The sequence below is a fragment of the Oerskovia enterophila genome (assembly GCF_001692445.1).
Classification (GTDB): Bacteria; Actinomycetota; Actinomycetes; order Actinomycetales; family Cellulomonadaceae; genus Oerskovia; species Oerskovia enterophila.
This window is the reverse complement of the sequence record NZ_MAQA01000049.1, coordinates 1-22179: the sequence shown is the minus strand read 5'-3', so window position 1 is coordinate 22179 and position 22179 is coordinate 1. Positions and strand designations below refer to the sequence as shown.

The 22179-nt window shown below is 73.1% G+C and carries 18 protein-coding genes and 1 rRNA gene; 5 read left to right on the top strand and 14 right to left on the bottom strand.

All coding sequences use genetic code 11. The annotated features are described in order from the left end of the window. The first annotated feature begins 42 nt into the window (after nucleotides 1–42). On the top strand, nucleotides 43–642 hold the full coding sequence (locus tag OERS_RS16435) for a TetR/AcrR family transcriptional regulator (protein WP_068627101.1): 600 nt from the start codon (nucleotides 43–45) through the stop codon (nucleotides 640–642). A gap of 114 nt (nucleotides 643–756) precedes the next feature. Here OERS_RS16435 and OERS_RS16430 read toward each other — a convergent pair whose 3' ends face one another. The 5 genes from OERS_RS16430 to OERS_RS16410 are packed head-to-tail and all read right to left on the bottom strand — an operon-like array spanning nucleotide 757 to nucleotide 6872. Beyond that, entirely contained in the window at nucleotides 757–1710 is a 954-nt protein-coding gene (locus tag OERS_RS16430; protein ID WP_231907623.1) for an NAD-dependent epimerase/dehydratase family protein, read from the bottom strand. Beyond that, on the bottom strand, nucleotides 1707–3638 hold the full coding sequence (locus OERS_RS16425; protein ID WP_068627078.1) for a class I adenylate-forming enzyme family protein: 1932 nt from the start codon (nucleotides 3636–3638) through the stop codon (nucleotides 1707–1709). The genes OERS_RS16430 and OERS_RS16425 overlap by 4 nt, the downstream gene beginning before the upstream one ends. Further along, nucleotides 3635–4918 carry a cytochrome P450 gene (locus tag OERS_RS16420; protein WP_211268501.1) on the bottom strand — a complete coding sequence of 428 codons (1284 nt, stop codon included), beginning with the start codon at nucleotides 4916–4918 and terminating at the stop codon, nucleotides 3635–3637. Before OERS_RS16420 ends, OERS_RS16425 begins: the two co-directional genes overlap by 4 nt. Beyond that, a complete protein-coding gene (locus OERS_RS16415) occupies nucleotides 4915–5724 on the bottom strand; it encodes a glycosyltransferase family 2 protein (protein WP_068627077.1) in 810 nt (269 codons plus the stop codon). Before OERS_RS16415 ends, OERS_RS16420 begins: the two co-directional genes overlap by 4 nt. Then, nucleotides 5721–6872, bottom strand: coding sequence for a 3-oxoacyl-ACP synthase III family protein (locus OERS_RS16410; protein ID WP_231907622.1), 1152 nt, complete (start codon nucleotides 6870–6872; stop codon nucleotides 5721–5723). The genes OERS_RS16415 and OERS_RS16410 overlap by 4 nt, the downstream gene beginning before the upstream one ends. Nucleotides 6873–6970: 98 nt before the next feature. Between OERS_RS16410 and OERS_RS16405 the strand changes: the two genes are divergently transcribed. Further along, nucleotides 6971–8239, top strand: coding sequence for a cytochrome P450 (locus tag OERS_RS16405; protein ID WP_068627075.1), 1269 nt, complete (start codon nucleotides 6971–6973; stop codon nucleotides 8237–8239). A 91-nt stretch (nucleotides 8240–8330) separates the two neighbouring features. Here the strand turns inward: OERS_RS16405 and OERS_RS16400 are convergent, their stop codons facing one another. Further along, the gene (locus OERS_RS16400; RefSeq protein WP_056765385.1) at nucleotides 8331–8993 is read right to left on the bottom strand and encodes a VOC family protein; all 663 of its coding nucleotides are present in this window, start codon (nucleotides 8991–8993) and stop codon (nucleotides 8331–8333) included. 181 nt (nucleotides 8994–9174) lie between these two features. Continuing rightward, complete coding sequence (gene ilvD / locus OERS_RS16395) at nucleotides 9175–10875, bottom strand: dihydroxy-acid dehydratase (protein WP_068627073.1); 1701 nt, start codon at nucleotides 10873–10875, stop codon at nucleotides 9175–9177. A gap of 85 nt (nucleotides 10876–10960) precedes the next feature. Between ilvD (OERS_RS16395) and OERS_RS16390 the strand changes: the two genes are divergently transcribed. Further along, nucleotides 10961–11566 (top strand): hypothetical protein, encoded by a 606-nt coding sequence (locus tag OERS_RS16390; protein ID WP_068627071.1) that lies wholly within the window; start codon nucleotides 10961–10963, stop codon nucleotides 11564–11566. Nucleotides 11567–11638: 72 nt separating this feature from the next. Here the strand turns inward: OERS_RS16390 and ilvD (OERS_RS16385) are convergent, their stop codons facing one another. Then, the gene (gene ilvD / locus OERS_RS16385) at nucleotides 11639–13501 is read right to left on the bottom strand and encodes a dihydroxy-acid dehydratase (protein WP_068627069.1); all 1863 of its coding nucleotides are present in this window, start codon (nucleotides 13499–13501) and stop codon (nucleotides 11639–11641) included. 380 nt (nucleotides 13502–13881) lie between these two features. Between ilvD (OERS_RS16385) and OERS_RS16380 the strand changes: the two genes are divergently transcribed. Beyond that, entirely contained in the window at nucleotides 13882–14517 is a 636-nt protein-coding gene (locus OERS_RS16380; protein ID WP_068627067.1) for a DoxX family membrane protein, read from the top strand. On the opposite strand, the gene OERS_RS16375 is transcribed toward OERS_RS16380, so the two are convergent. Beyond that, complete coding sequence (locus OERS_RS16375) at nucleotides 14462–16024, bottom strand: peptide MFS transporter (RefSeq protein WP_082848724.1); 1563 nt, start codon at nucleotides 16022–16024, stop codon at nucleotides 14462–14464. The two genes, OERS_RS16380 and OERS_RS16375, sit on opposite strands and share 56 nt — an antisense overlap. 84 nt (nucleotides 16025–16108) lie before the next feature. On the opposite strand from OERS_RS16375, the gene OERS_RS16370 reads away from it, so the two are divergent. Further along, the gene (locus OERS_RS16370) at nucleotides 16109–17509 is read left to right on the top strand and encodes a cryptochrome/photolyase family protein (RefSeq protein ID WP_068627065.1); all 1401 of its coding nucleotides are present in this window, start codon (nucleotides 16109–16111) and stop codon (nucleotides 17507–17509) included. Between the two features lie 78 nt (nucleotides 17510–17587). On the opposite strand, the gene OERS_RS16365 is transcribed toward OERS_RS16370, so the two are convergent. The 5 genes from OERS_RS16365 to rrf all read right to left on the bottom strand — a co-directional run. Next, complete coding sequence (locus tag OERS_RS16365) at nucleotides 17588–18160, bottom strand: GNAT family N-acetyltransferase (RefSeq protein ID WP_082609149.1); 573 nt, start codon at nucleotides 18158–18160, stop codon at nucleotides 17588–17590. A gap of 32 nt (nucleotides 18161–18192) precedes the next feature. After that, complete coding sequence (gene gatB / locus OERS_RS16360) at nucleotides 18193–19701, bottom strand: Asp-tRNA(Asn)/Glu-tRNA(Gln) amidotransferase subunit GatB (protein ID WP_068627063.1); 1509 nt, start codon at nucleotides 19699–19701, stop codon at nucleotides 18193–18195. Beyond that, nucleotides 19698–21215: an Asp-tRNA(Asn)/Glu-tRNA(Gln) amidotransferase subunit GatA gene (gatA, locus tag OERS_RS16355; protein WP_068627060.1), complete on the bottom strand. Its 1518-nt coding sequence runs from the start codon at nucleotides 21213–21215 to the stop codon at nucleotides 19698–19700. The genes gatB and gatA overlap by 4 nt, the downstream gene beginning before the upstream one ends. After that, nucleotides 21215–21511, bottom strand: coding sequence for an Asp-tRNA(Asn)/Glu-tRNA(Gln) amidotransferase subunit GatC (gatC, locus tag OERS_RS16350; RefSeq protein ID WP_030152198.1), 297 nt, complete (start codon nucleotides 21509–21511; stop codon nucleotides 21215–21217). The genes gatA and gatC overlap by 1 nt, the downstream gene beginning before the upstream one ends. Before the next feature lie 585 nt (nucleotides 21512–22096). Then, nucleotides 22097–22179, bottom strand: a 5S ribosomal RNA gene (gene rrf / locus OERS_RS16345); the annotation flags it as partial.

Genomic DNA, 22179 nt, shown 5'->3' with positions numbered 1-22179 from the left:
GTAATGCAAGGACGTGCGATGGGAAGGTGTGAGGACGAAGCCATGGTTGACGCCGAGAGGGAGCAGTCGCACGGTGCGCGACCCCAGCAAGCGGGCCGTCCGCGTCGAGATCAGCAGGTGCTGCTCGACGCAGCTGCAGCAGTGTTCGTGACCTCCGGCGTCGACGCTCCGGTGCGGGAGATCGCGGCGAAGGCTGGCGTCGGTGTGGGGACGATCTACCGTCACTTTCCGACGCGTCCCGAGCTGGTGGTGGCTGTGTACCGGCACCAGGTCGAGGCATGTGCCGATGCAGGCCCACGACTGCTCGCGGAGAGCGCGACACCCGAGGCGGCACTGCGGGCATGGGTTGCCTTGTTCGTGGAGTTTCTCGTCACCAAGCACGGGCTCGCTGGCGCACTGCAGGGAGACGGCGCTGGGTCCGACGCTCTGCATGCCTACTTCGTCGGACGCCTCGTGCCGGTGTGCGGCATCCTCCTCGAGGCAGCGCTCGAGTCCGCAGGCAGAGCTCAGCCGGTTGATGCGTACAACGTGCTCAAAGGCATCGGCAACCTCTGCATCGGTGCCGCGAACGACGCCCGCTACGACGCCACCGTCCTCGTGCAGCTTCTCGTATCGGGTCTGCTCAGCCCAGAAGCTCGCTGACCCCGACCTCTCGCCTCCTCGCGCGGAGCACGACGGGAAGCGCTGCGAGAACACGCCACTCGCTGCCGCCGTTCGCGGGCAGGCGTGGACGGGCTGAGCCCCAGGCCCTCGCCCTCACCACACCTCCGCGCCCACGAGCGACGTGGCCCGCGGCTCGACCCCCAGGACCTCGCGCAGCACCGTCAGGTCGTAGGTCCGCTCGACCGCGAGGTGGCTGACCGCGTACCGCGTGAGCCGCGGGGGCTCGGTCCGTCGTGTCCAGCGCGAGAGAGCCTCGGCGCACGCGGCGAGCACCCACCCGGCGCGCGCCGGGATCCCGGCGAGCGTGACGTCGTCGTGCCCTCTGCGGCGCAGGAGCTCGACCAGGACCTCGCCCAGGACCACGGGCTCGGCGTCGGCGACGTTGACGACGAGCGCCCCGCCGCCCGGCAGGTCGACCGTCGAGGCCGCGAGCGCCGCGTCGACCAGGTTGTCGACGTGCGTGAGCGACTGGGGCGCTGTCCCGTCGCCGACCAGGACGAGCCGTCGCCCTCGGACCGCTGCCTCGATGCGCGGGAGCAGCGTGGTGTCGCCGGGACCGTAGACGGCGTGCGGACGCAGGATCACGACCGGTCCACGACCGGGGGTCCGGGCGTCGGCGGCGAGCACGCGCTCGCCCGCCGCCTTGGTGCGGCCGTAGGCGTTGAGGTAGCGGTCGACGGGGGCCTCGTCCTCCTTCCCGCGGACCGTGGGCGTGTACGGGTCGTAGACGCTGCCCGAGGACACGTGCACGCACCGGGCCGCGGGGAACGTGTCGCGCACGGCACGCGTGCCCTCGACATTGGTCGCCCACGCGACGTCGGTCGCGGCCCAGTCGGAGACCGCGGCCCCCGCGTGCACGACCACGTCGAGCGCGGGCGGGTCGGCGAGCGGCCCCGCGGCCAGGTCCCACGTCCGGTGCTCGGCCCCGTCGACGTGCGCGTCGCGTCGCGAGAAGGTCCAGACACGGTGCCCGTCGGCCACCGCGCGGCGGGCGACCGCTCCCCCGACGAATCCCGAGGCCCCCGTGACCCCGATCCGCAGGCTCACCTGGTGCTCGCGCTCGCCCCGGGCGCCGCGCCTGCGAGGTGATGGGCGGCCGCACGGGACAGGGCCGCGCGGTCGGGCTTGCGGCTGCGCCCCGCGAGGGGCAGGCGGTCGGCGTGCAGCACGTGGTCCGGCAGCGCGCCGTGGTCGAGCACGCCCGGCAGGGCCGCGCGCACGGTACGGACGAGCGGGTGGTCGCCCGTCAGGACGGGCCCCTCCCCCTGCCCGACGGCGGCGCTCACCGCAGGCGCGAGGGCTGCGCCCGTCGCGGGGGTCGCCGGTGCCGCGGCTGCCGAGGACGTGCGCGGAACCTGCGCTCCTTCGGCGTCGACACCACCCGAACCGTCACCGTCACCGTCAGGGTCGCCGGCTCGGCGAGGGTCCCCCGTGCCGGGCCCGCCCTCGGTGCTCGACGTCACGACGAGCACCACCTTCTCGTCCCCGTCGTCCTGGAGGACCCCCACGAGCGAGGCCTCGCCGACCCCGGGCAGCGCAGCCAGGCGCGGCTCGAAGAGTCCGGGGTAGATGTTCACGGTGCCGCGGATGATCATGTCGCGCGTGCGCCCGACGAGCACGATCCGTCCCCGCTCGTCGAGGTAGGCGAGGTCTCCGGTGCGGTGCTCGGTCACGGGTGGCTGCCCGCCGTCGAGGTGCGACAGGTATCCCGTCATGAGCGAGGGACCGCGCAGCACCAGCTCTCCCACGGGAGGGTGCAGAGCCGGGACCGGCGCTCTCCCGGGGGCGGAGCCGTCCTCGTCCGGTTCCACGGCGCTCGTGTCGATGGTCGCTTCGATCCCTGCCAGCGGGAGCCCGACCAGGTCCCCGTCGCCCGCGTGCGCGAGCTTGTCGTCGGCCTCGACGACCGCGACCGGGAGGATCTCGGTCGTGCCGTAGACCCCGATCCACCGCGTGCCCGGGAGGAGGCGGCGCGCGCGGTCGAGCAGGGGGCGCGTCACCGGGGCGCCCCCGACGAGCGCGACCTGCGGGCCACGCGCGGGGGCCCGTCCCGACTCGACCGCGTCGAGCAGGAGCGTGAGGTCGGCGGGCACGAGGTACGTCCCGGCCTCCCCGGCTGCGTGCCGGGCGAACGTCACGACGTCCTGCCCCGGGGTGCCCGGCGGGACGGACCACGTGCCGCCCGCGAGGAGGGCCGGGATCCCGAGCAGCATCTGGTCGGTGTGCACGACCCCGCCCGGCTCGAGGGAGAACGCCCCGGCCAGCAGCGCGCACCCGGAACCCAGCGAGCCCACCGAGTGGACCACGGCCTTGGGGTCGGAGGTCGTGCCGGACGTGAAGACCACGAGCGCCTCGGCGTCGAGCGGCAGGTCCGTGACGGGGGGCGCGCCGGCGACGAACCGGCGACGCCCGCCTCGGTGACGCCCCGTCGCGAGCGAGCGCGCGGACAGCGAGTGGCCCGGGACCCCAGGCAGGCGCCTGCCCGAGTGGACATGGCGCAGCGGCAGGCTCGCGTAGTCCGGCAGCAGGAGGCCACGCGACCTGGCCACGTGCCGCAGCGGACCGCGCGAGATCGCGTAGAGCAGCGCCTCGGTCATGGCCCAGCGAGGGTCGGCCGCGGTCACGCGCGCCCCGAACAGCTCGGGGGTCGAGCCCGGGTCGACGAACACGATGACGCCCCCGAGCCGCACGACCGCGAGCGCCAGGACGATCCCCTCGGGCCGGGGCCGGACCGAGAACAGCACGCGGTCCCCCGCGCGCAGCCCCTCGCGGTGCAGGGCGTCGGCCGTGGCCTCGACCCGGCGCAGCAGCTCCCTGTACGTCAGCTCCTCGCGCACGTGGTCGTGCGGGACGCGGTCCGCACGCACCCGGTGGATGGGTCGCGACCACCAGCGCAGCGCCACCGCGTCGCCGAGCCCTCCCCGCGCGTGCGTGCCGATGGTCTCGATCAGGTGCTCCGTCGTCGGGCCGTTCATGCCGTCTCTTCCCCTGTTCCGCGTGCTGCTGGCTGCTCGCCATCCACCGGGCGCGCCTCGATCTCGAGGCGCCGGTAGGACGGGATGAGGACTCCCCGCGCGACCTCGCGGTCGGTGACCGCGAGCGTGCGACCCGCCGCCGCGAGCGGGCGCAGCGCGTCCAGGACCGCGCCCACCTGGGCCATGGCGAGCGGCATGCCCAGGCAGAAGTGCGGGCCCGCGCCGAACCACAGGTTGCGCAGGACGGGGTCCGCGTCATGGTCGGGCGCGAACGGCCCACCCGCCCGGCAGCAGGTCACGGTCGCGATCACCACCCGCTCCCCGGCCCGCACGGGCACGGCGCCCACGCGGTGCGCCGAGCGGACCGACCGCAGCATCGCGGGCGTCGGGACCGTGACGCGCAGCGCCTCCTCGACGACCCGTCCGCGCAGCGGGTCGCTCGGCTCGGCCCGCAGCAGGCGGTCCGTCCAGCCCGTGTCGGTCGCGAGCGCGACCAGGCGCGGCGTGAACGACTGGATGGTCTCGGTGCCCGTCATGACGAACGCCCCGACGGCTCCGAGCGCCTCGCGCTCACTCAGGCCCAGGCCGCGCATGCGCCCGGGGACCGTCGAGGGGTCGCCGTCGCGGTACGCCTCGCGGGCGGGCTCGCTCAGCCGGTCGAGGACCTCGCGCGCGTAGCGGACCTGGGTCGGGGTGAGGCGGCGCCGGTGTAGGCGCACGAGCCCGACGACGGACTGGGCCGCGACCATCGCGTCGCGCACCGCGGCGTCCGTGGGCGGCAGCCCGGTCATGCGGCAGATCACGGTGCCCGCGAGCGCCCCGACCTCGCTCACCAGGTCCACGGTCTCGCCCGCGAGCAGGCGCGGCGCCAGCGTCCCCAGCGAGGCCCCGGCCTCGGTGGCCGTGAGCTGCGCGACCGAGCGCGGGGTGAAGAGCCCCGAGAGCGCCCGCCGCAGCGTCGCGTGGTCCTCGCCCTCCATGTTGAGCAGGACCGACGGGCCCAGCACGGGGGTCCACAGGTCCGAGGGCGCTCCCGGGCCGACCTTGGAGAAGTGCTCGGTGTCGAGCAGCACCTCGCGGGCCGTCGCGGCGTCGTTCACCACGACCCCGAGCCCCGGGACGCGCACGACCGGTCCGCGCCGGGCGAGCGCGCGGAACGCCGGGTAGACGAGCGGGTGCGCGCCGCGCTGGACGCGCTCCTCCCAGCGGTGGGCGGCGCGGGCCGCGGCATCCTCGGCCACGGCCGGGCGGCCCCTCCGCACCGTCGACGACGCCGTCATCGGATGTCCACGACCTCGGGCTTGTAGCGGTGGTCGGCGTACCAGCCCAGGGTCCGCACGAGCCCCCAGGCGTGCGCACGACGCGTCGAGGCCCGCACCACGACCTCGGGGTGCGGCCCGTAGGCCGACGTGAGGCGCCGCACCTGGTTGACCAGGGCACGGTCCTCGTGGAGGTCCTCGATCGCGGTCCGCGGGAAGCCGCCCGCACGCTCGTAGAGGTCGGCGGTGATCGCCATGTTGCACCCGGGCGCCATGACGTAGGGGCCGAGGTAGGACGGGTCCTGGTTGCCCGGGCGGAACCTCCCGAACGTGCTCGCGAGGCTCACGGCCCCCGAGAGGACGGCCTGGCGGACGCGCGAGACGGGCAGGTCGTCGGTACGCGCCACGATGCGCCCGGCCACGAGGTCGTGCCCGACGGCGAACGCCGCCTTCACGCGGACCGTCCAGTCCGGCGGGGGGACGCAGTCCGCGTCGGTGCGCGCGAGGTGGGTCGCCCCCGCGGCGATCGCCGCGCGCATGCCCGTGTCCGCCGCGGCGCCCGTGCCCTTCTGGTCCTCGGTCACGAGGCGCCAGCGCGGCTCGTCCCAGTCGGCGATGGTCGTCCGGACGAGGTCCGGGGTGCCGTCGGTCGAGCCGTTGTCGACCACGACCAGGTCGAAGTCACGGTCCTCCTGGGCGCGCAGGGCACGCAGGGTCGTGAGGATCCCGTGCTCGTGCGCCTCGTCGAGGGCGGGGACGACGACCGCGAGCCGGACCGGGGGCGCCTCGTGGGGCGCACCGTCCGCCCCGGGCGCGTGCGCGCTCACAGCCGGACCGCCATGGCGCCGATGCTGATCCCGCCCGCGAGACCGACCAGGAGCACCACGTCCCCCGGTCCCACGCGGCCGCTCTCGAGCGCGGTCACGAGCTGGAGCGGAAGCGTCGCGGAGGCGACGTTGCCGTGCTCGGCGACCGTGACGATCGTGCGGTCCTCGGGCAGCCCGAGGGCTTCGTGGACGTCGGCCAGGTAGGCGACCGCGACCTGGTGCACGGCCACGAGGGCCACGTCGTCCCACGTGAGGCCCGCGCGCACCAGCGCGTCGAGGATCACGCCGGGGCCCAGCGCGAGGAAGGCGTCGCGCAGACGGGACCCGTCGATCTCGAAGTAGGTGCGGTCGAGGTCGCGCGGGAACGCCGTGCCCCCACCGGGGAGCATGCCGACGTCCCAGTGGCTCGACTCGGCGCCGAACGCGCTCGCCAGGATGCCGCGCGGCCTGTCGCCGCACGCACCGCTCCCGTGCGCGGACCCGAGCCGGTCCGCGGCCCCGGCCGCCGGCCCCGACCCCTCGCCGCGCCCCGGGGCGCGCTGGACCAGGACCGCCGCTCCGGCGTCGGACATCGTGTAGCCCGGGGCCGACAGCAGGTAGGTCGCCCGGTCCGGGACGTCCCACCGGACAGCACGCGAGGGCGCCTCGCCGCACGCGACCAGGACCGTCGCGTACCGGCCCGTCGCGACGAGGGCCTCCGCGACCTCGATCGCGTTGAGGACCGAGTTGCACGCGTTCTTGACGTCCATGACCGGGGCGCGGACGCCCAGCTTGGCCGCGACGATGTGGCTCGTGGCGGGCTCGACCATGTCCTGGCTCGCCGAGGCGAAGATCAGCAGGTCGACGTCCGCCACGTCCAGGCCCTGGGCCGCGAGCAGCGTGGCCGACGCGGCGACCGCGAGGTCCGAGGCGTTCCAGTCGTCCGGCAGGACGTGGACCTGCTGCACCCCGGTCAGGCGCGAGACCATCGGCAGGCGCGGCACCGCACCCGGTCGGCTCGACCGGGCGAGCGCACGCTCGGCGTCGGCCACCTGGACCGTGCGCTCGGGCAGGTGGACGCTCACCCCGGCCAGGACGGCAGCCGGAGCCGAGGTGGTGGTCGGTCGGGCACTGAAGGAGCGTACGGAGGGGTCGGCGAGGATCGGCACCCGCGACAGCGTAGCCACGGAACGGTCGTCGTCGGGGGTTTTCCACGGGTGAGAACTCCCCATCCCGCGGGCGGCCCGGATGCGTCAGACTGTCGGGCATGCTTCCCACGACCCGCCACGAGGTGGACCTCCTGCGCCGTGCCCGACCAGGCATGGCCGCCGTGCTGCTCGGCGGTCACCTCGCGCGCCGGCTGCCCGGCCCGCCCCTGCGCAAGGTGCCCGGGCTCGGCTGGGTCACGGCGGACCCGGTCGTCGCCCGCACGGTCCTGGGCGACCACCGCTCGTTCACGATCGTGGGCGAGGGCGGGGTCGGGCACCTGTGGGCGCAGATCCTCGGCGACTGGGTGCTCGACCTCTTCGACGGCCCGGGCCACCACGACCTGCGCTCGCGCTCGCGCGAGCTGTTCACCGAGGGCAGCTCGGCCGAGCTCGTCGACGGGGCGTGGTCGGGGCCGCTCGCCGACGCCCGGACCGCGCTGCGGGAGGGAGCGACGGTCGACGTCGCACGGCTGGCCCGCGTGCTCGTGGGCCGCATGATGATCTCGCTCCTCGGCGTGCCGGCCCCCGTGGACCGCGCGCCGGGCACGGAGGCCTGGCCCACCGACGACGACGCGCTCGCGGTCTTCGAGACGGGCGAACGCCTCGCGACGATCGCCCTGGGCAGCGCGGGCTCGACCCACCTGTCCCCCGGCCAGGTCGTCGCGGCCCGCGAGATCGTGGCCGAGCTCACGCGAGGGGTGCCCGCAGGGTGGCGCGACGCCCCGGGCGACACGCTCCTCGGCCGGTGTCGCGAGCTGGGGCTCGGCCTCGAGGAGACCACGGGGCTCGCGTGCCTGCTCATGGTCGCGGGCACCGAGACCTCGGCCTCCGCGATGGCCCGGACCACCGCTCTGCTCGTCGACACGGGCGAGCAGCACCGGCTCCTGGACCTGATGCGCGCCGACGCCGAGCACGAGGCCGCGGGACAGGTCCGAGGCCCCGGGGAGCCCGACGCGGTCGAGAACGCCGTGCGCGAAGGGCTGCGGGTCACGAGCCCCGCGTCGGTCATCGGTCGGGGCGTCGCGGCCGACGTCGAGGTGGCAGGCCGCCGGCTCGCCGAGGGCGAGCGCATCATGATGCTCGTGTGGAGCGCGAACATCGGTGCCGGCCCGTTCCGCGCCGACCGCCCCTACGTGCGCGAGAGCCGCCAGCTGTGGTTCGGGGCGGGCCGCCACCTGTGCCTGGGCGCGGCCCTGGCCCGCGCGGAGATCGGTGCGCTGCTGCGCACGCTGTGGGGAGACGGCGAGAGCCTGCGGATCGTCTCGCGCAGCGCGCAGCGCGAGGTCCTCATCCCCTCCTACCGGACCTTGGTCGTGGCCCGGGCGTGAGGTCACCGCACCGCGGCGCGCCCGAGCGGGAGGCGGCCTGAGGTCATGCTCCCCCGTTGCGCGTCGGACGACTCTCGCGCCGGACGATCGCTCAGTCGCGCCCGCGCCAGGTGCACAGGCACGCCTCGTTGCCCTCGACGTCCGCGAGGACCCAGAACGCCGGCGCCCGCCGGTCGGAGACGAGGTGCCCGCCCGCGGCGATGGCCGCGGTCACGCGTGCCTCGACCTGGTCGTGCGGGACCGTGACGTCGAGGTGGATGCGGTTGCGCTGGGGGCGCGGCGCATCCATCTGCTGGAACCAGACCGGTGGCCCGTACCCGGCCGCGTCCCCCAGACCCAGCCCCTCGTCCTCCTCGGGCCCGTCGACGTAGCCCAGGACGGCCTTCCAGAACGGGCGCACCGCAGGCCTGTCCAGCGCGTCGATCGCGACCTCGACCTCGATCAGGCCGTCGGTCTCGGCGGGGAGGTCGAGCTCCTTGGCCGCCAACGAGATGCGGCGGGCCAGCGTGAGGTCCCGCTTGCTCAGGCCACCCACGTCGTGCGACGACGTCCGGACGGTCACGGTCGCGTAGCGCAGGTCGACGTCCGGATGGTGGTTCATGCCCTCGGCCAGCTCGCCGATCGCGTCGACCAGCTCGACGCCCGCGGTGAACGAGCCCGTCCGGAACCGGGTCTGCGCCGTGCCGAGCAGCACGCGCCAGTCCTCCACCCCGTCGCTGTCGTGGAACTGTCTGGCGGTGATCTCGTCGCTCATGGCTGCTGCTCCGGTGCGGTGTCGCGCGGACGGGGACCCTGCGGAACGTCGGGGCGAGCCGGGCGCCTCGGGCCCCCGCTGGTCGGACCAGCGACGTCCCGAGGCGAGCGTTCCTCGTCCAACTATCCCGCAGCCCGGGGCGCGTCGCCAGCACGCGCGACCAGCGCACCGAGCGCGTCGCCTACTCGAGGATCGCGCCGCGCGAGGCCGACTGGACGAGCTTGGCGTACTTGGCCAGGACCCCGCGCGTGAACTTCGGGGCGAGCGGCGCCCAGCCCTCCTTGCGGGCCTCGATCTCGGCCTCCTCGACCAGCAGGTCGAGCGTCTTGCGTGCGACGTCGAGCCGGATCCGGTCGCCGTCGCGCACGAACGCGATCGGTCCGCCGTCGACCGCCTCGGGCGCGACGTGGCCCACGCACAGCCCGGTCGTCCCGCCCGAGAACCGTCCGTCCGTCAGGAGCAGCACGGTCTTGCCGAGGCCCGCTCCCTTGATGGCTCCCGTGATCGCGAGCATCTCGCGCATACCCGGCCCTCCCTTGGGCCCTTCGTAACGGATCACGACGACGTCGCCGTCCGTGATGGTCCCGTCCTCGAGGGCGTCGAGCGCCGCGCGCTCGCGCTCGAACACACGGGCCGTGCCCTCGAACACGTCCGAGTCGAAGCCCGCTGACTTGACCACGGCCCCCTCGGGCGCGAGCGAGCCGCCCAGGATGGTGATGCCGCCCGTGTGGTGGATCGGGTTGTCGAGCGCGCGCAGGATCTTGCCGTCGGGGTCCGGGGGGTCGATCTCCGCCAGGTTCTCGGCGACCGTCCGGCCCGTGACCGTGAGCGCGTCGCCGTGGATCAGCCCGGCGTCGAGCAGCGCCTTCATGACGACGGGCACGCCGCCGATGCGGTCGACGTCGTTCATGACGTACCGGCCGAACGGCTTGAGGTCGCCCAGGTGCGGGACCTTGGCGGCGACGCGGTCGAAGTCATCGAGCGTCAGCTCGACCTCGGCCTCGTGCGCGATCGCCAGCAGGTGCAGGACCGCGTTGGTCGAGCCGCCGAACGCCATGACCACGGCGATCGCGTTCTCGAACGCCTCCTTGGTTATGATGTCGCGCGCCGTGATCCCGCGGCGCAGCAGCTCCACGACGGCCTCGCCCGAGCGGTGCGCGAAGTTGTCGCGGCGGCGGTCCGCCGAGGGCGGCGCGGCCGAGCCGGGCAGCGACATGCCCATGGCCTCGGCGACCGAGGCCATGGTGTTCGCGGTGTACATGCCGCCGCACGCGCCCTCGCCCGGGCAGATGGCCCGCTCGATGCGGTCCAGGTCCCCCTTGCTCATGAGTCCGCGCGAGCACGCGCCCACGGCCTCGAACGCGTCGATAAGCGTGACGTCCTTCTCGGTGCCGTCCTCGAGCTTGACCCAGCCGGGCATGATCGAGCCCGCGTAGAGGAACACGCTCGCGAGGTCGAGGCGCGCGGCGGCCATGAGCATGCCCGGCAGCGACTTGTCGCAGCCCGCGAGCAGCACCGACCCGTCGAGCCGCTCGGCCTGCATGACGGTCTCGACCGAGTCGGCGATCACGTCGCGCGACACGAGCGAGAAGTGCATGCCCTCGTGACCCATCGAGATGCCGTCGGACACCGAGATGGTGCCGAACTGCAGCGGGTAGCCCCCTCCCGCGTGCACGCCCTCCTTGGCCCCCTGCGCGAGCCGGTCGAGCGACAGGTTGCACGGGGTGATCTCGTTCCAGGAGCTCGCGATGCCGATCTGGGGCTTGACCCAGTCGTCGTCGCCCATCCCGACGGCGCGGAGCATGCCGCGCGAGGCCGTGGCCTCGATGCCGTCGGTCACGGTCCGGGAGCGGGGCTTGATGTCGATGTCGTCGCTGGCCATACCCGAGTATCTCCTCGCGGGTGAGGTGCGGCCACAGCGCGCGTGGCGCCTCGCGTCGGTGGGCTCCGTGCGGCAGGATGCCGCGATGATCACGACGCACCCCGCCCCACGCCGCCCCGGTCCGTCCCGGAGCGGATCGCTCCTGGCCTCCTGGCGCGGCGCCGCGCTGGCCCCGGCCGTCGCGCTCGTCCTGGTCTCCACGGCCGCGTGCTCGGGCTCGACCGAGCCGCCGACCGCGCCGGCGACACCGACCGTGCCGGAGGTGACCGCCGACGTCTCACCGGAGGCGACAGCCGGTACCGCCCCGGCGGCCCCCGAGGCCGCGCCGGAGCCCGACGACGCCGGCGAGTCCCCCGAGGCGAGCTTCCGCGCCTGGCTCGCCGCGAGCCGTGCACCCGCGGTCGAGACCGCCTGCGGGTACATGTCCCCCGCGCTCGTCGACCGGATGGTCGCGGAGATGACCGCGCAGGGGTGGCCCGGCATCACGGACTGCGCGTCGATGATCACGACCACGGCCGAGCTCTTCGCCGCGGTCGGCGACGTCGCGGAGGTCGAGATCACGGTCCGCGAGGAGCGCCCCGACGCGACCGTGCTGTCCGTCGCCTACGCGAGCGGCGACTGCGGGTCGGCCGTCATGGTTCCCGAGGGCGCGAGGTGGATCATCACCGAGCAGTCCGAGGAGCAGTGCTGACGGGTTGCCCCTGACGCGACGACGGGCCCGCCCCCTCCTGGGGGCGGGCCCGTCGTCGTGCGGGCGGGCGGCTCAGCGGCGCTTGAGCAGCGACACGTCGCGCACCGCGCCGCGGTCGGCCGACGTCGCCATCGCGGCGTAGGCCTGCAGCGCGGGCGAGACGTAGCGGTCGCGGTCGACGGGCTGCCAGGGGTTCTCGCGCGCCTCCATCTTGGCGCGACGCTCGGCGAGGACCTCGTCGGGCACGTTGACGCGGATGAGGCGCGTGTCGACGTCGATCTCGATCTCGTCGCCGTCCTCGACCAGGCCGATCACGCCACCGGCCGCGGCCTCGGGCGAGACGTGGCCCACCGAGATGCCGCTCGACCCGCCCGAGAAGCGGCCGTCGGTGATGAGCGCGCAGACCTTGCCCAGGCCACGGCCCTTGATGAAGGACGTGGGGTAGAGCATCTCCTGCATGCCGGGACCACCTGCGGGGCCCTCGTAGCGCACGACGACCACGTGGCCGGGCTCGACCTGCTTGGTGAGAATCTTCTCGACGGCCTCGTCCTGCGACTCGCAGACGAGCGCCTTGCCGACGAAGTGGAACACGTCCGGGTCGACGCCCGCGGTCTTGAACACCGCGCCGTCCTCGGCGAGGTTGCCGCGGAGCACGGCCAGGCCGCCCTCGACCGTGTACGCGTGCTCGAGGTCGCGGATGCAGCCGTCGGCCGCGTCGGTGTCCAGGCGGTCCCACCGGTTCGACGTCGAGAACGCCTGCGTGGTGCGGACCCCGCCGGGGGCCGCGTGGAACAGCTCGACGGCCTGCTCGGTCGCCTTGCCTCCTCGGACGTCCCAGTCGTCGAGCCACTCGCGCAGCGTCGGGGTGTGCACCGACGTCACGTCGTGGTCCAGGAGCCCGGCGCGGTCGAGCTCGCCCAGGAGCGCAGGGATGCCGCCCGCGCGGTGCACGTCCTCCATGTGGAAGTTCGGGTGGTTCGGCGCGACCTTGGACAGGCACGGGACCTGGCGGCTGATGCGCTCGATGTCGGTCAGGTCGAAGTCGATCTCGCCCTCCTGCGCAGCGGCGAGGATGTGCAGGACCGTGTTGGTCGAGCCGCCCATCGCGACGTCGAGCGTCATGGCGTTGGCGAACGCGGCCTTGGTCGCGATGTTGCGGGGCGCGGCCGAGTCGTCCTCCTCGTCGTAGTACCGGCGCGCGAGGTCGACGATCGTGCGGCCGGCCTCGAGGAACAGCTCACGGCGGGCCGAGTGCGTCGCGAGGGTCGAGCCGTTGCCGGGCAGGGACAGGCCCAGGGCCTCGGTGAGGCAGTTCATCGAGTTCGCGGTGAACATGCCCGAGCACGAGCCGCACGTGGGGCACGCGGCCTCCTCGACCTGCGCGAGGGCCTCGTCGCTGACGTTGTCGTCCGCGGCGTAGTTGATCGCGTTGACGAGGTTCAGGCGCGTCGAGGCCACACCGTCGGCGACGACGACCTTGCCCGCCTCCATGGGGCCGCCCGACACGAAGATGACCGGGATGTTGAGGCGCAGCGCGGCGTTGAGCATGCCGGGCGTGATCTTGTCGCAGTTGGAGATGCACACGATGGCGTCGGCGCAGTGCGCGTTGACCATGTACTCGACCGAGTCCGCGATGAGGTCGCGGCTGGGCAGCGAGTAGAGCATGCCCGCGTGCCCCATCGCGATGCCGTCGTCGACCGCGATGGTGTTGAACTCCTTGGAGACGCCGCCGGCCTCGCGGATCGCGGACGCGACCAGGTCGCCCATGTCCTTGAGGTGGACGTGGCCCGGTACGAACTGCGTGTACGAGTTCGCGATCGCGATGATCGGCTTGCCGAAGTCCTCGGAGCCCATGCCGGTGGCGCGCCAGAGCGCGCGGGCTCCGGACATGTTGCGGCCGTGGGTGGACGTCCGGGAGCGCAGGGGGCGACTCATGGCGGTTCAGCTCCTTCACGTGGTGCTGCGGCCTGGGAGGTGACCGCTCGGACACACTACGCCCGCCCTGGACCCCGCAGGTCGGGGCGTCCGGCTCGTGGTCCACACCAGGGGCAGCGCTTCCACGACGGCCCGGATGTGCGATCCCCCTACGTAGCACCACCGATACGGGAAAACCCGTCAATCTGCCCAAAAGGTTGCAGGGAACTTCACCCGGGTGGTTAGTTGACAGGGCTGCTCGGGCCCCACCGCCACTGGCCTGCCGAGGCCGATCCCCTCGACCACGAGGGGACCGCGGTCCCCGCCGGCAGCACCTCGTCCCGCACCCCGGCGCCCCGCGCCTTCCGACGGACGACCCATCGACCAGGGAGACCAGCCCCATGAGCCAGGCCACCGCTGCACCGACCCGGAACCCCCGCTCCACGCCCGCCCCGACCGACTCGTCGACCGACCCGGGCACCACCCCGAGCCCTGTCGTCACGCTCGCAGCGGCCCGCCGCGCGCTGGCCGTCCTGCGCGTCGCGATCTCGCTCGTGTTCCTGTGGCCCGTGCTCGACAAGACCTTCGGCCTGGGCTACGCGACGCCTACCGAGCGAGCGTGGCTCAACGGCGGCTCCCCGACCCAGGGCTACCTGTCCTCACTCTCGGGTCCGTTCGCCGACACGTTCGGCGCCCTGGCGGGCCCTGTGACCGACTGGCTCTTCGTGCTCGGCATGGGCGCGACGGGCCTCGCGCTCCTGCTGGGCGTCGGGACGCGCGTCGCCGCGGTCTCGGGCACGCTCCTCATGGCGCTGCTGTGGGCCACGACGTGGCCCGTGGCCGCGGGCTCCACCAACCCGGTCGTCGAGGACCACGTCGTGACCGCGCTCGTCGTGATCGTCGTGGCGCCGTCGGGCGTGCGGCTCGGTCCGTTCCGCCGGGGCGTCCCCGCAGCGTGGCACCGCCGGCTACCGTCCACCGCTAGTGCGCGGGCGCTGCCGCCTCCTGCGCGTCCGCGTGGCGGATGTGGCGCGTGACCCACGGGGCGAGCGCGAACAGGACCAGCGCGAACGCCATGGTGATCGCGCCGACGATCCCGAAGTAGGCGGTGTCCGACGCACCCTGCGTGACCTGGACGATCTGGGCCGTGATGGCCTGCCCAGCCGCGGGGGCCAGGAACCAGAGCGCCATGGCCTGGCTGCGGAACGCCTTGGGTGCGAGCAGCGTCGTCGCCGCCAGCCCCACCGGGGACAGGCACAGCTCGCCGAGCGTCTGGATGACGTACACCGAGACCAGGACCCAGGCAGGGGCCTTCTCGTCCGCGAAGATCGCCGACGCGGCCGAGAGCCACACGAACGAGAGCGCCGCGAGCGTCAGGCCCATCGCGAACTTCACGGCCGTCGGCGGGCGGTCCTTGGTCTTGACCCAGATCCACGCGAACACCGGCGCCAGGACCACGATCGAGAACGGGTTCACGGACTGGAAGAACGCGGGCTCGATCGCGATGCCGAAGAACGAGAGCTCTGTGCGGTTCTTCGCGAAGCTCGACAGCGTCGTGGCCGCCTGCTCGAAGATCATGAAGAACAGCATGGCCGCGACGAAGAGCGGGATGTACGCCGTGAGCCGCGAGCGCTCGGGGGCCGTGACCTTGGGAGAGCGGAACATCACCAGGAAGTAGGCGATGGGCGCCGCGAACGCGACGTAGGACAGCGTGTCGATGAACGTCGAGATGCCGAACGCCCCCGACACGGCCCAGGCGATGAGCGTCGCGACGACGAGCCCCGCGAGGATGAAGAGGCCGATCCGGACGAGCTTCGGGTACTCCTCGCGCGTGAGCGGGTTGGGCACCGAGTCCCCCGCACCGCCCAGGTACTTGCGCCCCGCGACGAAGAACACGAGTGCGATCGCCATGCCGACCGCCGCGACCGCGAAGCCCGCGTGGTACCCCCACTGCCGGTTGACGAACCCGACGATGATCGGCGAGAGGAGCGAGCCCAGGTTGATGCCCATGTAGAAGATCGAGAACGCCGAGTCGCGGCGCGGGTCGTCGCGCGAGTACAGCTCGCCCACCATCGAGGACACGTTGGGCTTGAGCAGCCCGGTGCCGAGCGCCACGAGCGCGATCCCGAACATCGAGAACCCTGCGCCCGGGATCGTCAGCGAGACGTGGCCCGCCGCGATGACGATGCCCCCGTACAGGACCGAGCGCCGCGAGCCGATGACCCGGTCCGCGAGCCAGCCTCCGACGACCGACAGCAGGTACACGCCCGTGCCGTAGATCGAGACCAGCGCGAGCCCCGTGACCTCGTCGAGGGCCAGCCCGCCGTCGGCGATCGAGTCCGTCAGGTAGAAGAGCAGGATCGCGCGCATCCCGTAGTAGCTGAACCGTTCCCACAGCTCGGTGGTGAACAGCGTCATCAGCCCGATCGGGTGACCGAAGAACGCGTGGTCGCGCGGGACCCGGCCGGCGGCGGGGGCCGCCTCGGCCTCGAGCCGGGGGTCCGGGAGGTCGGGCTGGACGGGCCGCTCGTCGTTGCCGCTCATGGATCGATGCTGCCACCGGCCCGTGGCCGTGGCGACTGGTGGCGGCCCGTGCGCGCGAGGAGCGACCCCGGCTAGCGTGGGCGGATGCCCTCCCCTGCACCGACCGTCCTGTGGTTCCGCCGCGACCTGCGCCTGGCCGACAACCCGGCCCTGGGCCAGGCCGTGGGCGAGGCGCGCGCGGCGGGGAGCGACGTCGTCGGGCTCTACGTCCTGGACCCCGCGCTCTGGGCGTCGGCCGGGCCCGTGCGCCAGGCCTACCTCGCCCGCAGCCTGCGCGAGCTCGACGCCTCGACCGGAGGCCGGCTCGTGGTGCGCCACGGCGACCCGCGGGAGGTCGTGCCCGCGCTCTGCGCCGAGGTCGGCGCGCGCTCGGTCCACGTCGCCGCGAGCTACGAGCCCTACGGGCGTCGCCGGGACGACGCGGTCGAGGCGCTCCTCGCGGAGCGCGACGTGAGCCTGCGCCGCACGGGTTCGCCCTACGCGGTCGCGCCGGGGCGCGTCCGGACGCGCGGCGGGACGCGCGGCGGGACGCCCTTCCAGGTCTTCACGCCGTTCCGGTCGGCGTGGCTCGAGCACGGCTGGCGGGCCCCCGCTCCCCTGCCCGACGACGTCGCGTGGGCAACGCTCGCCTCGGACGGTCTCCCGGGCGCGCCCGAGGCGGGGGCGCGGCTGCCCGCTGCGGGCGAGGCCGCGGCCCTCGACCGCTGGCACGCGTTCCTGGCCGACGGCCTCGCCGACTACCCGACCGATCGTGACCGGCCCGACCTCACCGGGACCTCGTACCTCTCGCCCGCGCTCAAGTGGGGCGAGATCCACCCCCGGACGCTGCTCGCGGACCTCGCGTCGGCGGTGCGCTCGGGGTCGGTGCCCGAGGACTCCGCTGCGACCTACCGCTCGGAGCTCGCGTGGCGCGAGTTCCACGCGGACGTGCTGTTCCACCACCCCGGGGCGGTGCGGCGGTCGCTGCGCACCGTGGTCCCCGAGGACGCGTGGGCCACGGGCGCCACGGAGGACGCGCTGCTCGCCGCGTGGTGCGAGGGCCGCACGGGCTACCCGATGGTCGACGCCGGGATGCGCCAGCTCCTCGGCACGGGGTGGATGCACAACCGCGTCCGGATGCTCGTCGCGTCGTTCCTCGTCAAGGACCTGCACGTGCGCTGGCAGCGCGGGGCCGAGCACTTCATGGCGCACCTCGTCGACGGCGACGTGTCGCAGAACCAGCTCAACTGGCAGTGGGTCGCGGGGACCGGGCGCGATGCCGCGCCCTACTTCCGGATCTTCAACCCGGTCACGCAGGGCCTGACGTTCGACCCCGACGGCGCCTACGTGCGCGAGTGGGTGCCCGAGCTGCGCGGCATCACCGGCAAGGCCGTGCACGAGCCGTGGAAGATCGCCGGGGCCGCTCCCGGGTATCCCGAACGGGTCGTGGACCACGCGGTCGAACGCAAGGTGTCGCTCGCGGACTTCGAGCGGGGCCGGCGATGACGCCCGGAGACGCCAGGACGAGCACGACCCGGAGGTCGCGCTCGTCCTGACGGCCCGTGCCCGGGCGGGTGCTGGTGCTCAGAGCCCCGCGCGGAACTCGTCCTCGAGGATGCTCATGACGATCGCGTCGGCCCAGCCGTCGCCGTCCCGGAACGCGTCCCGGAGGCGGCCCTCCTCGCGGAAGCCCAGCGACTCGTACAGCATGCGAGCCCGAGGGTTGATGCTGAGCACGTCGAGGCTCACGCGGTGCAGGTGCGGCCCCTCGGGGTGGTCGAACGCGAAGCGCAGGACCTCGAAGATCGCCTCGCGCCCGTAGCCCCGTCCCCGGTAGTTGGGGAGCAGAGCCAGGCGGAGGTTGGCCGAGAGCGCGTGCTCGTCGATGTCGTTGAGCACGATCTCGCCGAACATCTCGTCGCTCACGAGCTGGCCGTCCCGCTTGGCCGGCGAGGTGACGGCCCAGTCGTAGCGACCGTCCCGGTCGCTGACCGTGGCCGCCCACTGCTCGATCTGCTCGCGCGTGAACTCGGCCGTGGTCCCCGTGAGCCGGTTCGACTCCGGGTCCTGCACGGACTCCCACATGCGCTCGGCGTCGCGCGCCTCGATGGGTCGCAGGCGCATCATCTCGCCGTAGAGCTCCGGTCCGCGTGTCACGCGACCACCTCCGTGGTGCCTCGGGGCACGGATCAACCGATCCGCTCGATGACCAGCTCGCGGACGCGCCCGGCGTCGGCCTGGCCCTTGGTGGCCTTCATGACCGCTCCGATGATCGCACCGATGGGACCCATGTTGCCCGAGCGAACCTTCTCGACGATGTCGGGCTGGGCCGCGAGGGCTGCGTCGATCGCCTCGAGGAGCGCGCCGTCGTCGGAGACGACCTCGAGCCCGCGGGCGACGACCACGGCCTCCGGGTCGCCCTCTCCCGCGAGGACACCCTCGAGGACCTGGCGGGCCAGCTTGTCGTTGATGCGGCCCGAGTCGACGAGCGCCTGGAGCTGGGCGATCTGCGCGGGCGTGACCGCGATCTCGGCGAGCTCGGTCTCGCTCGTCTTGGCGTAGCGGGCGAGCTCGCCCATCCACCACTTGCGTGCGGCCGCGGGGCTCGTGCCGGCCGCGACGGTCGCCTCGATGAGGTCGAGCGCACCGGCGTTGACCACGTCGCGCATCTCGGCGTCGGCGTAGCCCCACTCGCCCTGCAGGCGGTTGCGGCGAGCGACCGGGAGCTCGGGCAGCGTGGCGCGGATCTGCTCGACCCAGTCACGGCTCGGCGCGACGGGCACCAGGTCCGGCTCCGGGAAGTAGCGGTAGTCCTCGGCGTCGGACTTCACGCGACCGGCCGTCGTGATCGAGGTGTCCTCGTGCCAGTGGCGCGTCTCCTGGATGACCGTGCCGCCCTCGTCGAGGACGGCGGCCTGGCGCGAGACCTCGTAGCGGACCGCGCGCTCGATCGAGCGGAACGAGTTCACGTTCTTGGTCTCGGTGCGCGTGCCGAGAGGCGACTCGGGGGTCGCGCGCAGGGACAGGTTCACGTCGGCACGGACGTTGCCGCGCTCCATGCGTGCCTCCGAGACGTCGAGCGCACGGAAGATGTCGCGCAGCGTCTGGACGTACGCGCGGGCGACCTCCGGGGCGCGCTCGCCCGCGCCCGTGATGGGGCGCGTGACGATCTCCACGAGCGGGATGCCCGCACGGTTGTAGTCGACGAGCGAGTACTCGGCACCGTGGATACGACCGGTCGCACCACCCACGTGGGTGTTCTTGCCGGCGTCCTCCTCCATGTGCGCGCGCTCGATGTCGACGCGGAAGATCGTGCCGTCCTCGAGCTCGACGTCGAGGTAGCCGTCGAACGCGATGGGCTCGTCGTACTGCGACGTCTGGAAGTTCTTGGGCACGTCCGGGTAGAAGTAGTTCTTCCGGGCGAAGCGGCAGGACTCGGCGATCTGGCAGTTGAGCGCGAGCCCGATCTTGATCGCGTACTCGACGGCCTTGCCGTTGACCACGGGCAGCGCACCGGGCAGGCCGAGGCTCACCGGGGTCACCTGCGTGTTGGGCTCGCCACCGAACTCGACCTCGGCCGCGCAGAACATCTTGGTCCTGGTGCCGAGCTCGACGTGCACCTCGATGCCGATGACCGGGTCGTAGCGGCGGACGGCCTCGTCGTAGTCGACCAGGTCCACGGTTGCGTGTGCGCTCATCGCGCGACCTCCAGCTCCGGGGCCTTGGCCAGCAGCGGCCCGCCCCACGTGTTCTCCAGGGCGGCCTCGAGAGCGGCGCCCACGCGGTACAGACGGTCGTCGGCCTTGGCAGGCGCGAGGATCTGGAAGCCGACGGGCAGGCCGTCGTCCGAGAGACCGTTCGGCAGCGACATGCCCGGGACGCCCGCGAGGTTGGCGGGGATCGTCGCGACGTCGTTGAGGTACATCGCGAGCGGGTCGTCGAGCTTCTCGCCGAACTTGAACGCCGTGGTGGGGGCCGTCGGGGAGACCAGGACGTCCGCCTGGGCGAACGCTGCGTCGAAGTCGCGCTGGATGAGCGTGCGGACCTTCTGCGCGCTGCCGTAGTAGGCGTCGTAGTAGCCCGCCGACAGTGCGTACGTGCCGAGGATGATGCGGCGCTTGACCTCGTCGCCGAAACCCTGGCCGCGGGTCGCGGACATGACGCGCTCGGCCGTGATGGGGCCGTCCTCGGGCTCGACGCGCAGGCCGAAGCGCATGCCGTCGAACTTGGCGAGGTTGCTGGACGCCTCGCTCGGCATGATCAGGTAGTAGGCGCCGAGCGCGTACTTGAAGTGCGGGCACGAGACCTCGATGATCTCTGCGCCGAGCGACCGCAGCAGGTCGAGCGACTCGGCGAAGCGAGCGCTCACGCCCTCCTGGTAGCCCTCGCCGGAGAGCTCGGAGACGACGCCGACCCGCAGGCCGCGCAGGTCACCGATCGCGCCCTGGCGGGCCGCGTCGACGAGCAGCGGGAGGTCCTCGTTGATCGAGGTCGAGTCGCGGGGGTCGTGTCCGCCGATGAGCTCGTGCAGGAGCGCCGAGTCGAGGACGGTTCGTGTGACGGGGCCCGCCTGGTCGAGCGAGGACGCCATGGCGATGAGGCCGTAGCGGGACACGCCACCGTAGGTGGGCTTGACGCCGACCGTGCCGGTCACGGCGCCCGGCTGACGGATCGAGCCGCCGGTGTCCGTGCCGATCGCGAGCGGGGCCTCGTAGGCGGCGACGGCCGCCGCCGAGCCACCGCCCGAGCCGCCGGGGATGCGGTCGAGGTCCCACGGGTTGTGGGTGTTGCCGTACGCCGAGTGCTCCGTGGAGGAGCCCATCGCGAACTCGTCCATGTTGGTCTTGCCGAGGATCGGCAAGCCCGCGGCGCGGATGCGCTCGACGAGCGTCGCGTCGTACGGAGGGATCCAGTCCTTGAGGATCTTGGAGCCGGCCGTCGTCGGGAGACCCTTGGTCACCACGACGTCCTTGACCGCGATCGGCACGCCCGCGAGGGGGTGCAGGTCCTCGCCGGCGGCGCGGCGCGAGTCGATGTCGCGAGCCGTCGCGAGGGCGTCCTCGGTGCTCACGTGCAGGAACGCGTGGACCGCCGTGTCGACGTCACCGATGCGGTCGAGGTGCGCCTGCGTCGCCTCGACGCTGCTCACCTCGCCAGAGACCAGGTGCGCGGCGAGGTCCGCGGCACTCAGCCGCGTCAGGTCGTTCGTCATCATTCCTCCCCGAGGATCTGCGGGACGCTGAAGCGTCCGTCTTCGCTGGCCGGTGCTGCGGCGAGGACGTCCTCGACGGGCAGGGGCGGCACGGGGACGTCGTCTCGAAACACGTTGGTCAGCGGGAGCGGGTGGCTCGTGGCGGGGACGTCAGGAGTGGCGACCTCGCTCACCTGGGCGATCGCATCGACGATGACGTCGAGCTCGCCGGCGAGGCGGTCGAGCTCCTCGGGCCGGAGGTCGATGCGGGCCAGCACGGCGACGCGCGCGACCTCATCACGGGAGATGGTGGACATGGTCGCCAGTCTAGTGCCCGGCGACCGCGCCTACGGGGGCGTCCGGACCGGCGTGGGTGAGATGACGCACCGCGCCCCACCGCCGCGCCTCACCGCGCGCACCCACTCTCTCGGGGAGTTGTCAGAAGGTGGGCGGGGTATGGCCCGGTGCAGTTCTGACACCTGGATCGGGGAGGCGGTGTTGTCAGAAGGTGAGCGGGGTATGGCCCGGTGTGGTTCTGACACGTGGTCGGGGTGGTGGTGTTGTCAGAAGGTGGGCGGGGTATGGCCCGGTGCAGTTCTGACACCTGGATCGGGTGGTGGTGTTGTCAGAAGGTGGGTGGGGTATGGCCCGGTGTGGTTCTGACACGTGGTCGGGGTGGTGGTGTTGTCAGAACGTGAGCGGGGTATGGGCCGGCGCAGTTCTGACGACCGATCTCTGGGTACAGAAGTGCCCCGGGCACGGGGTGCTCGGGGCTGGGTGTTCATGGCCGACTGCATTGGCGGGCCGGCGGTGCAGTGGGCCTTGTGGTGCCGGCGTGGCCGGATTGTGTGGGGGTATGCCAAAGGCCCACCCCGTGTGGGGTGGGCCTTTGGTGAATGGTTGTCCGGCGGCGACCTACTCTCCCACCCCGTCTCCAGGGCAGTACCATCGGCGCAGAGAGGCTTAGCTTCCGGGTTCGGAATGG